Origin of the sequence: Streptomyces griseorubiginosus, assembly GCF_036345115.1 — a bacterium.
Classification (GTDB): Bacteria; Actinomycetota; Actinomycetes; order Streptomycetales; family Streptomycetaceae; genus Streptomyces; species Streptomyces griseorubiginosus_C.
In genome coordinates this window covers 9,579,882-9,592,143 of the sequence record NZ_CP107766.1, presented here as the reverse complement: position 1 = coordinate 9,592,143, position 12,262 = coordinate 9,579,882, and the positions used below count along the sequence as shown (strand labels likewise).

The 12,262-nt window shown below is 70.3% G+C and carries 9 protein-coding genes and 1 tRNA gene; 5 read left to right on the top strand and 5 right to left on the bottom strand.

Translation table 11 applies throughout. From position 1 onward, the window contains the following. Positions 1–162: 162 nt before the first annotated feature. The gene (locus tag OHN19_RS43140) at positions 163–855 is read left to right on the top strand and encodes a hypothetical protein (RefSeq protein ID WP_330269470.1); all 693 of its coding nucleotides are present in this window, start codon (positions 163–165) and stop codon (positions 853–855) included. 265 nt (positions 856–1,120) lie between these two features. Further along, a complete protein-coding gene (locus tag OHN19_RS43135) occupies positions 1,121–2,881 on the top strand; it encodes a S8 family peptidase (protein ID WP_330269853.1) in 1,761 nt (586 codons plus the stop codon). Between the two features lie 184 nt (positions 2,882–3,065). On the opposite strand, the gene OHN19_RS43130 is transcribed toward OHN19_RS43135, so the two are convergent. Further along, positions 3,066–3,515, bottom strand: a complete 450-nt coding sequence (locus OHN19_RS43130; protein WP_330269469.1) for a DUF2690 domain-containing protein — start codon at positions 3,513–3,515, stop codon at positions 3,066–3,068. A 395-nt stretch (positions 3,516–3,910) separates the two neighbouring features. On the opposite strand from OHN19_RS43130, the gene OHN19_RS43125 reads away from it, so the two are divergent. Continuing rightward, entirely contained in the window at positions 3,911–5,035 is a 1,125-nt protein-coding gene (locus tag OHN19_RS43125) for a helix-turn-helix domain-containing protein (protein WP_330269468.1), read from the top strand. A 48-nt stretch (positions 5,036–5,083) separates the two neighbouring features. Here the strand turns inward: OHN19_RS43125 and OHN19_RS43120 are convergent, their stop codons facing one another. The 4 genes from OHN19_RS43120 to OHN19_RS43105 form a co-directional block, all read right to left on the bottom strand. Next, positions 5,084–5,728: a TetR/AcrR family transcriptional regulator gene (locus OHN19_RS43120; RefSeq protein WP_330269467.1), complete on the bottom strand. Its 645-nt coding sequence runs from the start codon at positions 5,726–5,728 to the stop codon at positions 5,084–5,086. A 28-nt stretch (positions 5,729–5,756) separates the two neighbouring features. Continuing rightward, on the bottom strand, positions 5,757–6,161 hold the full coding sequence (locus OHN19_RS43115) for a PaaI family thioesterase (protein ID WP_330269466.1): 405 nt from the start codon (positions 6,159–6,161) through the stop codon (positions 5,757–5,759). A gap of 289 nt (positions 6,162–6,450) precedes the next feature. After that, entirely contained in the window at positions 6,451–7,974 is a 1,524-nt protein-coding gene (locus OHN19_RS43110; RefSeq protein ID WP_330269465.1) for a hypothetical protein, read from the bottom strand. Positions 7,975–8,062: 88 nt separating this feature from the next. Beyond that, positions 8,063–9,049 (bottom strand): hypothetical protein, encoded by a 987-nt coding sequence (locus OHN19_RS43105; protein WP_330269464.1) that lies wholly within the window; start codon positions 9,047–9,049, stop codon positions 8,063–8,065. A gap of 632 nt (positions 9,050–9,681) precedes the next feature. Here OHN19_RS43105 and OHN19_RS43100 point away from each other — a divergent pair. Both OHN19_RS43100 and OHN19_RS43095 read left to right on the top strand, forming a co-directional pair. Then, positions 9,682–9,753: transfer RNA gene (locus OHN19_RS43100), tRNA-Pro, on the top strand. Positions 9,754–9,756: 3 nt separating this feature from the next. Next, on the top strand, positions 9,757–12,057 hold the full coding sequence (locus OHN19_RS43095; RefSeq protein WP_330269463.1) for a hypothetical protein: 2,301 nt from the start codon (positions 9,757–9,759) through the stop codon (positions 12,055–12,057). Positions 12,058–12,262: the final 205 nt, after the last annotated feature.

The window sequence follows — 12,262 nt, the reverse complement described above, 5'->3', positions numbered from 1 at the left end:
CACACCATGGATGCTCGGCTGCCGGGCGGCAGCGGCCCGAGCCTGAGCAGTTGTTGAACCGGTTGCCATGCGATCCGGATCCGGTTCCCGTCCACCGGCGGCTGTCGATCGAGGTCGTGAGCAGGTCACTTATGATCATCGCGGACGGAACGCTCACTCGCGGTGAGCGATGATCCCACCGGCTTGGGGCATGCCTTGATCAAAGAGTCGCTTCAGGAACTCATGTCGACCGCGTTCGGTGGCTGGACGCCGGACGACGGGTGCGCGGATGCCGAAGTCACGGCTGTCGAGGAGCGCTTGGGGATCAGCCTGCCAGATGCTCTGCGTGACTACTACGCCGCCGCAGGCCGGCACCCGGAGCTGATGGGCATGGGCGGCCACGAGCACACCCTCCGGGTGATGGTTCCCGAGCAGCTGCGTGTCGAGGACGGGCATCTGGTCTTCTGTGGGGAGAACCGATGGCCCGCCCAGTGGAGCGTGCGCCCGGATGACGCCGACTTCTCCGACCCCAGGGTCCATGGCCGCAGCGAGCCGGGCGGTAAGTGGTACAGCGAATGCCGGAGACTGTCGTCCTTCCTGATCAATGTCGCCGGCAGGCAGGCCGTGAGGTCGCTGCCGCACCAGGCCACCTGCCGGATCCGTGAGCAGCAACTGGGGGTCGTCGAGTCACTGCTCAGCTACGTCGGGTCTCGTGAGATGCAAAAGGGCGGTGACTGGTTGAGCTTCGTCGACCCATCGCGACGCATGCTGGCCAGTTACTCCTACAACACCGGCACTTTGCGCGTCGCGGCCGTGGACCACACCGCACTCGCATCCCTGCACGAGCGTTCAGGTCTGCCACTCAAACCGGCGTGACGCCGGGAAGCGGCTGCACCCACATGTGACGCGGGCGGCCTCCGGGAATCCGCGTCCCTCCCGATGCCCGCAGTGCGTCTCTTTTCAGCCATGCCCCCATGACCTCTCTGCACGGAAAGGTACTTCCGTACAAGGGCATGCACCTGACATCTTGCACCGACCACTCGTTTCGTACGTCCCGACAGGTGCCCTCGGCACGGCCGGGCCGTCTCCGGAGGACGCATTGATACCCCACATATCCAGCCGCCGCCCCAGACGCACGCTGGTGCTGGCGGCCACGCTCGGCGCCGCCCTCGCGTTCGGCGCCCCCGGCGCCCTCGCGGGCACGCTCCCCGTCGTCCCCTCCACCGCGCCGGCCGCCAAGACCCACGCGCCGGCCGCCGTGCCCGCATCCCAGAGCGCCGACTGGGTGGCCGGGACGCGCGCCTACCTCGTGATCACCGCCCCCGGTGACAGTTCCGCGGTCCGCTCGGCGATCACGGCCAACGGCGGCACCGTCTTCTCGAACTTCGACGCCATCGGCGTGATCGTCGCCCACTCGGCGTCCAGCACCTTCGCCGCCACCATGCGCGGCGTCGCCGGCGTGCAGCAGGTCGGCGCCACGCGTACCTCGGACGTCCCGGCCGCCGCCTACGACCCGGCGCTCCCGCCCAACCCGGCCCAGGCCTCGACCCCGGCCGGCGAACCGGTCCGGGTCGACATGAGCCAGATCAAGGCCGACCAGGCCTGGGCCGTGAACCCCGGCTCCGCCTCCGTCAAGGTCGGCATCCTGGACACCGGTGTGGACGACCAGCACCAGGACCTGGCGCCCAACTTCGACGCGGCCGACTCGGTCTCCTGCGCCTACGGCAAGCCCGACACCCGTGCCGGCGCATGGCGGGACGTCGACACGCACGGCACCCACGTGGCGGGCACCGTCGCCGCGGCCAAGAACGGCAAGGGCGTCGTCGGCGTGGCACCCGGGGTGAAGATCGCCGCGGTCCGGGTCGCCGAGCCGGGCAACTCCTTCTTCTTCGCCGAGAACACCATCTGCGGCTTCGTCTGGGCCGGTGACCACGGCTTCAAGGTCACCAACAACAGCTATTACACGGACCCGTGGCAGTTCAACTGCCCGGACAACATCGACCAGGCCGCCATCATCGAGGGCGTCAAGCGCGCCCAGGAGTACGCCGAGAGCAAGGGCTCCCTCCAGATCGCCGCCGCGGGCAACGAGAACTACGACCTCGCCCACAAGACGACCGACTCCGCGAGCCCGAACGACTCGACCCCGGTCACCCGCACCATCACCAACGCCTGCCTCGACATCCCGACCGAGCTGCCGGGCGTGGTCACGGTCGCCGCCAACGGCACGGGCGTCACCAAGGCCTCGTTCTCCAACTACGGCCAGGGCGTCATCGACGTCGCGGCACCGGGCAGCAACGTGTACTCCACCGTCCCCGGCGGCGGCTACGGCAGCAAGAGCGGCACCTCGATGGCCACCCCGCACGTGGTCGGCGTGGCGGCGCTCCTCGCGAGTGCCAACCCGGGCATCACCCCGGCGCAGCTCCGCGCCAAGCTGGCCGAGCAGGCCAACGACATCGCCTGCCCCTCGGACAGCCGTTGCACGGGCACGACGGCCAACAACTCGTTCTTCGGCGAGGGCCAGGTCGACGCCCTCAAGGCCGTCGGGGCCACCCCGCCCCCCGGCAAGTACTTCGAGAACCTCACGGACTTCGCCGTCAACGACAACGCGACCGTGGAGAGCCCGATCGCCGTCACCGGCGTGACCGGCAACGCCCCGGCCACCCTCAAGGTCGGTGTGGACATCAAGCACACCTACATCGGTGACCTGAAGGTCGACCTGGTGGCGCCGGACGGCACCGTCTACACGCTGCACAACCACACCGGAGGCAGCGCCGACAACATCGCCCAGACCTACACCGTGAACGCCTCCTCCGAGGTCGCGAACGGCACCTGGAAGCTGCGTGTCAACGACAACGCCGCCTCCGACACAGGCAAGATCGACGCCTGGAACCTGACCTTCTAGCGCAGGACCCGCCAGCACCCGCGTACCCCGGGCACTGACGCCCGGAGAGTCCGTGGACGTAGGCCGTTGAATCGCGGATCAGAGCAAGCCAGTTCGGCCCGAGCCGCTGTAAAGGATGCCGCTCGGGCCGAACTGCGCGAGGCGGCGGCGTACGTCAAGAAGACGTCGAGCCTCGGCAGGACGTTCAGTAGGAGGCCGTACGCCCCTCGTAGATGCGGGCGCCGCTGTCCCACATTCCCTTCGTGTACGACGTGACGTTGGCGTCGTTGACCATGCGGGTGTAGCAGTCGGTGTCGCCGTTGGGCACGGAACAGGAGTACTCACGCCCGTCGCTGTTGCGGTGCACCGTGGCGTACGGGGTGAACTGGTCCCGCGTGTCATAACCCGCGTTGGATATACGGCCCCAGGCGGCCCGGCAGCTGGGGCTGTAGCGGAGTTCGAGCAGCGCCTGCCCGAGCTTGGTGCTCTCGACGGTCCGTGCGTCGCCCTGGCAGTAGACGGCGGGGTCCTTGCCGTCGCAGGCCGACCCCGAGCACGCGGTGGCGGCCGCCTGCGCCGGGGTCGCCGCGAGCAGTCCGCCGCCTGCGAGCAGGATCGCGACCGCGGCGCGCGCCCAGGTCGTGCTGTTCCTCATCTGATCTCCCATATCCGTAGCGCGTAGTTGAGCCGGTGACGGTGCCTTCGTCCACGCACCCACGGGGTGAGGGCGAACGACGTGGAAGGCACCGACGGCGTCACGGTGACGGGCCCCGCCGAATCGAACAAGCGGAATGGTGACGCTGGGGACGCTGACACTCTCACTCACCCTCTGAGCTGCGTGTTCCTTGATGGTCTGGGAGGCGCATGGGATGCGGGCGGAGCAACCGTCGGCATCCGGAGCGATCAACTCCCCGCCTGAACGGGCAAGTTCTGGCACATTGGGCCGCCGGGATCGTGACCACGTCCCCTGCCGACGAAGCATCGGGCCGTCGGCACGCGCCGACACGCCGCCAGGACGGGCGAGCGTGTTCGAACAACAGGGGGTTCTCCATGAACCAATACAGTGAGGCTGAGCGGCTCGCCGCTCAGCTGCGTGCGCTGAAGGAGAGATCGGGGCTCAGCTACGACGCTCTCGCGCAGCGAGCCGGTATCAGCCGTTCCAGCCTTCACCGTTACTGCGCGGCTTCGTCGGTCCCGCAGGACTACGGCGTCCTGCACCGCATCGCCACCGCCTGCGGCGCCGCCTCCGGCGAACTGCGCGAACTGCACCGGCTGTGGGCTCTCGCCGACGCCGAACGCGAGAGACGGGTCCCGCAGGAGGAGGCCGGTGAGGAAGCCGCCCCCGCAGCCCCGGTATCAGCCGACGCTGACCAGGAACCCGCCACCGTATCCCGTACGTTGCCCACCCAGGGCCCGGCTTCCGCTCCCGGCAACCGGGAGCCGACGCCAAAGCGTGGTCAACTCCCGGCGAATCGTAGGGCCATTGCTCTGACCGCCGTGGCCGCCGTCACCGTTCTGGGGACCGTCGGCTGGGCCATGTCCCTGACGTCAGGCCCCGATGAGAAGGCGGAGAAGTCAGACTCACGAACCCTGTTCTCCTCCGTCTGCTCGCCCGTCGTGAGCATGGGCCAGCACGACGAGTGCGTCCGCGAAGTACAGACGCTGCTCGATCGGCATGGCGCCGACATCGACGTGGACGGCGACTTCGGTCCGCAGACACTGCGCCGAGTGACGGCGTTCCAGGTCATCACCGGCCTCCCGCCGAACGGCGTCGTCACGACAGCCACCAAGACGGCGCTCTACGAGTCGAAGGCCCGCATGGACACCTGGTCGCCGGAGGAAGCCCGCCGGCGTATCCGTGAGGTCTTCGCCGAAGCACCGGGCGACGCCGTCGCCATCGCCGACTGCCAGTCGTTCCTGGACCCTCTGCACATCCTGCCGAACACCAACGGCAGCAGGAACTGGGGCCTCTTCCAGATCTCCGACACCCGGTTGCGTGAACTGGGTGGCACTCCGCGCAAGGCGCTGGACCCCGACTGGAACATCCAGGCCGCCAAACGGCTTTGGTCCCGCGACCGCGACTTCCACGACTGGCCGCACTGCGAGCGCGCCCTGCGAACCAAGGCCTCGCCGGCTCCCTCCTCGGCCCCGCCCACGGCCTCGGAGAAGAACTGATCGCGGCGCGAACGGGCCGGGGTGAAGCGGGACTCCATCTCTCTTGGCTCAGCCTGACCTCGTCATGGCGGACATCGAGGGCGGGGCCGTATGAGACGCGGTGAGGAGTGCGCCGTGGACGGCTGAGGACGCAGCGCGGGCGACGTAACGGCCGGTGTCCGCAGGCCATGTGTCACGTTCCTGGTGGATCAGGAGGGACACCGCGCCGTGCACGCCGGAACACAGCAGTCTGGTGGTCTCGGTAGCGCTGTCCACCGGCACGCCTGCGTCACGGCAGGCTGTGACCTTGTCGCGGAAGTAGCGGAAACACGCGTCCTCGTTGTGGCGGCTGGCCTCGGTGGCTTCGCCGTCCATCACGAGGCGGTACTGGGCGGGGTGCCGGAGCCCGAAGGCGACGTAGGCGACACACGTTTCGTAGAGCGCCGTCACCGGGTCCGAGATCCCCCGGGACACGGCTTCCAGCTCGATGAACAGTGAACTCCAGACACGCAGGCACGTGGCGTGGACGAGTTCCTGCTTCGAGGCGAAGTGGAGATAGACGGCCGGCGGAGTGACCCCGGCGCTGGTTGCCACCGCACGGATCGTCAAGGCGCCGGCGCCCCCGTCTTCGAGGATCCGGCCGGCGATGTCGAGCAGGTGGTCGCGCAGCAGGCCGCCCTGGCCTTTGGCGGCGCGAGTGCGGGAGCCGGTCACGAAGGGGAGCCTCCGTGGGAGGGCGGCATCAGGAGGCCTTCGGCGCGACGGCCGTGACCACTTGGGTCACCCGGGCGCACAATGCGCCTTCGGCGTCGTGGACGTCGATCTCGACGACGGTGTTGCGCCCCACCCGCAGGGGCCGTGCCGTCGCGACGACGTCGGTGCGCGCCGGCCGGAGGAAGTGCGTGCTCGACTCCACGGTGGCCGGAGCGGCACCGGCCGGACCGTTGAGCGCTGCGCACACGGCACCGCACACGTCGGCGAGTCCCATCAACGCCCCGCCGTGCAGCCCGCCGCCCACCGTCGACAGGGACAGATCGTGCGCCAGCGTGGCTCGAACTCCGTCCGCGCTCATCTCGTCGAACACGACCCCCAGCGTCTTGGCGTACGGCGCGAGGGCGTAGACGTCATCGGCGGCAAGTAGGGACACGGCTGCTCCGATCTGAGTTAGTGAGGTTAAGTTATCGGCGTTAACTCAGCTCGTCAATCGGGAGTCGTGGACGAAGTGCTGCGCGGCTGGCAGCGACATCCATGCCGGGTCCCTCACGGGCTGCATCTCCCGGCGGCGAGTGCCGTGACGGCGCCTTCCGCCGCGTGCCGTGCCGCGAACGCGGAAGGTGCTGAGCCTTCTCGACCAGGACGGCGTGGACGACTCCGCCGATCATGGCTGAGGCGCGACCCCCGTCGTCGAGAGCCCAGGGCAGCTGGTCCAGACAGGCTCAGCCCCGGACGGCCGTCGGCACGGTGGCGGCGCCGTCCAGGCAGTTGTCGAGGAGTGCGTGCATACGGGGAACCGGCAAAGCCGGGTTGGACGCAGCGCCCTCGGCGGTGTGGGGGTCGGTGAGGAGGGGTTCCAGGGCTTGCGGTGACAGGCTCGGGTTGGCGGCCGCTGCCTGGCGCACCGACGCGTCGGGGTCCTGCACCGGGGGGTCGGACAAGGCGGGATCGGCGGCCGCCAGGGTTCGTACTTCGGGATCCGGGTGACCGATGAGGTGAGCCCAGCCGGTACGGGGGAAGGTGGGCAGATCCAACAGGTGCGGACGGTGGACCGGGCGGGTGACGAAGACGTCGAGGAGGAGGCGCGGCGGAGCCAGTGGGTGGTGGCAGGCCAGCCTGATCCTCACCTCCTCGTCGTCGTCCTGTGCGAGGGCTTCGGCTAGCGCCGTCGGCAGCCCCGGCCAACTGGCCGCGACCCGGCGGAGCACCGTTTCCCCGGACACCGCACAGGAGGCGAACCAGTCGGGTGACGGTCCGACAGCCGGGTCCACGCGCGCGTCGGTGAACGGCTCGCCGATCGGACAGGTGCAGTCAGGACCGTGCCCGATGACCTGGTCGATCGCCCTGTACTCCGCCCAGGTGCGGGAGAAGGGGTGGAGGTGCGCGCACGTCCGCACGTACTCGACCGGGTCCGACCTCAACTCCGCCACCAGGTCCGGTCCCACGTCGGGCCGGACGGCGACCGACGCGCGGACCTCCGCGTCGGGGTGGCGCGCGAGCCGGACGAGGGCGTAGGCCGGGGTGTGGGGGTTCCGGGCCATGGGGAGCACCGTGCCGTCCGCGAAACACTGTTCGACGAGCGCGGGGGACAGAGCACACGTGCCGAACACGAATGCGTTGCGCGGGCCGAAGGACGGCAGTCTGGCCTCGACCCGTTCCGGCTCCAGCGCCCAGTTCCTGTCCTGCGCCGTTTCCCGGACGCAGTCGTCCGGATCGTCGAGCAGCGCCGCCCGCTGCGCCGGCGTGAGGGACTCCCACCTCCATGTGGCCACGGTCCGGAGTTCGGGTTGTGCGTGATCGGCGACGGAGCGGAAGAAGGACAGCGGGATCTGCCGGGACGACTCGAGCTCCGCGATGATCTCCTTCGCGGTGAGCCTGTTGTCCTCGCCTCCGTCCTGCGCCAGCAGCAGAGTTACGAGGATCTGGTTTGGCAGCGGTCGAACCCGTCGGGGCCAGTGTCGGGGGCCCGAGGCGAGCCGCGCGCGGACGAGCCCCGACGGGTCCGACGCCAAGGGGGCGAGCCGCACCGGGTCGACGTACCGGTTGCGGGCGAGCGCGCCGCGGATGACTCCGGACGGATGGCGCAGTGCGGCGTCGATGACGGCGGCGGGCAGGTCACGGTCCTCGCACATCAGCGGTCCGGCGTCACCGGCCGCTGGATCCAACAGGCGTATGAGCACGTCGGAGGGCGCTGCCGGATTGAACGCGAGGCCGCGCAGCCAAGGTTCGCGCAGAGAGTCGGACATCGCGTCATCCTGTCAGCTCGCTGACGCCTGGAGGGGGCCGTGGCGGGCGAGGAGCAGCCCGAAGTGCTGTCCGGTCCAGCCCACTTCGTCACTCTGCCCGCGCCTCTGCCTCTGCGACCAGCGCAGCGAGAGCTGTACGCAGTGCGGCCAGTTCGGCCGGGGTGGGATCGGCCGGTTCGTGTGCCACCAGCGCAGCGGGGTTCACCACAGGATTGGTCCCCGCAGGACCACCAGGTGCACCAGTGGCGTTGGCAAGGAGCGAGCTCACGTCGGGCGGCGGGGTGCCGAGGCCGTCGCTGAGGCGCCGTAGGGCGGCCCCGAGCGGGGGCCGAGGGAAGAGGAAGTCCGCCGGGAGCAGCCCCGCATGCTGTGTGTGGTCGTCCCCACGGAAGTCCAGGACCCAGTCGTCCCAGCCTGGCAACGGCCAGTCGTGCACGCCGGCCACGGTCTGCACCGCCCAGAGCGAGACGGTGCGGACCTGCGGGTCGAAATGGACACCGCCGTACGGCATGTCGGTGAGCGGGGGAGTCGCCGGCGACGCAACGAGCAGGTCGATCAGGCCGGGGCCGCAGGCTACGTGCTCGATGGGCTCACCGAAGCTGCCCCACGCACGAACGGTTCCGTCAGGCAGGCGCAGGGAGAGGACGGACCAGGGCTCGGTGCACTCGGTGTCCGCGAACCAGGACGGTGCGAAGGTCTCGAACCAACCCGGCGGACGGGTCAGGTCCCTGCCGAGGCCCAGGTGGTGTGTCAGGTCACCCATGCCGTCGTGCGCAAAGCGGACGTCCCAGCCGGACCAGGTCCGGGCCAGTACGGCGCGGGCGGCGGTGTGGTCGACCCAGCTGTCCGCGAAGGCGAACCACAGCAGCACTCGACGGTCGTGGTCGACGAGCGCGGCACCCTCGCACCACACGTCGTCGAGCCATTGGTCGATCTCCCGGTTGGCGCGGAAGCACCGTGTCGCCGCGGCCGGACCGGGCAACAGGTCGTCGATGACCCGGCCGGCGGCCCAGTGCGAGTAGTACCGCTGCCAGGCGCCGTTCTCGACCACCACGTACTGCGCTCGTGCTCCCATGACGGGCGAGGCTAGCCCCGTTGAGCGACGTAGGACGAACGCATTTCGGGCGCTCGGCCCGGGGATCCCTGGCGGCTCGGCAAGTGTCTTTCAGGTGGCCTCCTGGTCCGCCGGACACCCGATCGCCGCCCCCGCCGCACACGTGCCCGTCCCCGACGCGATGCCCGCCTTTGCAGGACACCCTTGTCCCACCTACCAGGCGGTCCGCGCCTGCATTCCCGCCCTGCGCGCCACACCACCTTGGCCCACCATCTGCTCCGAGATCTCGACACGGTGACCGCCGGCCGTCTGTGGAATCGGCGACGTCAAGCCGCGTGTTTGTGCATCACGTCAAGGTAGTGCCGGTCACGGTGCGCAACATGGTTGTCCCGCCCAGGCAGGCTGAAGACCGCGCAGACGTCGGCGGGTTGGGTGAGAATGCTCGACTGCTCGCCGAAGGTGAGAGTGCTGTTGACCGCATGTCGGCAGCCGGCGTCATCGAGTGCGGCCCCGAGCTGGTCCGCACCCCGATATCAGCCCGATGCCGAGTTTGCGCCGCCTTGCCGGACGGCGACGCGCCGCCGGCGCGGCTCTAGGGAGACCCCAAATCCGGTTGAACCCCGCCCGCCCCCGCAGCTACTTTCACAGCTCATCGGCGTGTAGCTCAGCAGGAGAGCACCGGGCTCGGGACCCGGAGGGCGCAGGGGCGGAACCTGCCACGTCGGCTTATGAACGACAACGCTGAGCAGCAGCCTCTTACCGCCACGCCCTCGTATGCCGCAGGCCAGTTGGCCAAGGCATTCATGACCGCGCTGACCCACGAGGACCCCGACACCCGCCGCCGCGCCGAGGTGCGCGGGCAGCGCTGGCGGGAGGTCCTCGCCGGAATGGCCGCGGGCCGGCTCACGATCGGTTCGCGGACCCCGGTCGCGGGGCTTCCGGCCTGGGTCACCCCCGAGGTGCTGCGCGGCGGCTTCGCCACCGGAACCGCGAGCGCGGCCGGCCCGCTCCAGCCGTACGAGACCGAGACGGCCCGGAGTTCCGGGGTGCCCGCAGAGCGCCGTGCGCTCTTCGCCCACTGCCTCACCGAACCCGGACTCACCTGGCTGTGGGCCCTGCTGGACAGCTGCCGCTACCGGATCGACGTGCCCGAAGAGGCGGCCCTGCTCACCATGGCCTGGCTGGTGCGGCACGGGGAGACGGACGCGGCGCTCGACCTCCTGGCGGAACTGGAGCCGTTCGCCGACCGGTTGCGCTTCCTGCCCCGTCCGGCGGATCGTCCCGCCCCGGAGCCCGGCACGGCCGTACACCGGCACACGGTCCAGGACGCGGTCGTCACCCTGGAGCGACGGCGGCCGAACACGGCCGTCGAGACCCAGCGAGAAGCACTCACCGTCTGGCAGCCGTTCGGGGACGACCTCCTCGCACACTGGTTGCGCACGGCCGAGGAAGGCCAGGTCCTGGCACACGCCCCGGACCCCGGCTGGCTGGCGCAGGCCGAAGCCCTGCTCGACCGCTACCGGCTGCTCGCCGCGGAGCACACGCTCTGCACCAAGCACCGCAACCCCAAGCAGAACCTGGGCATTCTGCGAGGTGCGCTGGAGGAGGTCGTCGCCGGACGGCCGCTGGACGCGCGCCGGCTCGGCCTGCTGCGGCACGCGGTGCAGTCCATGGTGCGACGGCGCGGCCTGCCCGGCTCGCCCGGCCATACGGCCCTTCGCCGCAGCCAGGCCGCACAGGCGGAGCTGCCCTCCCACCACGCCCTCGCCCAGGTGGTGCTGCGCCGACTCGCTGTCCTTCCGCAGCAGGCGGGCATCGCGGATGTGGAGCCGCTGCTTCGCCCGGTGAGCGAGGAGGAGAGCTGGACGGCCGGGCTGCCCGCCGGGGCCGTCCTGCCGCCCGCTGTCGGACAGGTGGTCGTGTCCGCACTGAGCGCTCCGCTCGGCACCCTCGTCGAACGGGGTGTCGTCCCCTCCGCCGAGGTTCTGGCCGGACTGGTACCGCAGTTGGTCGCCGCCGCCACCGCGCGGGCGTACGGCGACGAAACGCTGCGGGCGTTGATGACCGCCCACTACCGGGCGTTCCGAAACCGCCGGTCCCTGCTGCTGCTCGACCTGGAGCGGCAGGTGCGGATCGAGGAACTGCCGTGGGTGCGGGCGGTGTCCGGCCGCCGGTCCGCGGTCACCGGCACGTCGGACGGCGAAGGCGCACTGACCGTGCTGCGGCAGCTCGGCGAGGTGGCCGTGCAGGCCTTCCCGGGCACCATCCTGCCCAACCCGCTGGTCCGCGAACTCGGCGTGCTGGAACGGCAGTGCGGACTGGGCGTTCCGTTCGTGGAGGAGCTGGCCGCCGACATCTTCATGGGAGAGTTCAGCCGGAAGTTCCTGACGGCGGCGCGGATCGCCGGTGACCTGCTGGGCGGCACGCTGTACGAACGGTACTACGGCATCGACTACGAGGAGATCCGCGACCTGGCGATCGCCGAGACCGGCACGGCCCCGGCCCGTTCACGTCGTGCCCCGACCTCTCCCGGCTTCGCACGGCTGGCGACCGGGCGGGTCGGCACGACGCCGGGCTCCTGGTCGGTCGCCGCGAACGGCAAGGTGATCGAGCGGGCGCAGATCCTCACCACGCACAACCTCGCCACGCTGGTCCACCGGGTGGGCATCGCTCCACGGTCCGGCTGGGATGACCTGGCGCGCCGTTCATTCGTCACCGTGTGCCGGCTGACCGCTCGCGTCCACCACAATCCGCGCCCCTTGAGCACCATCAAGGATGCCGCGTACGCATGGCGCCAGATGCTGTTCTTCCTGTCCCTGTGCCCGCCCGAGGAGCAGCGGCGGTTCGTCGCGGGCCTGGGCGCGCAGACGGCCCGGCACCCCAGCCACGTCGAGGCCCGACTGGCCCCCGCGCTCGCGGGCCTGGCCCTGGTGGCCGAGGGCGGCACCTTCAACGCCGACGGAGCGGCGGACGCCGGCCGCAGCAGGCGCTTCCTGGGATGGAGCACCGACGGCCACTGGATGCGGTGATGCCTCCTGGACGTGCAGGAGGCGTCACCCCATGCCGCGTCGCGCAGCGCCCCGGCGGCCGTGGCCGCTCCAGCGCCCGGCCGCCAAGAGATCAGCAATTCTTGTGCCCTGGGGCGGATGCCTGGTAGGACTGTGCCGCGCCGTCACCGTCACATGTTCGATTCTGCGGGGGTTCATGTGGTCGCCACGGCCTTCAGGTCCTTAC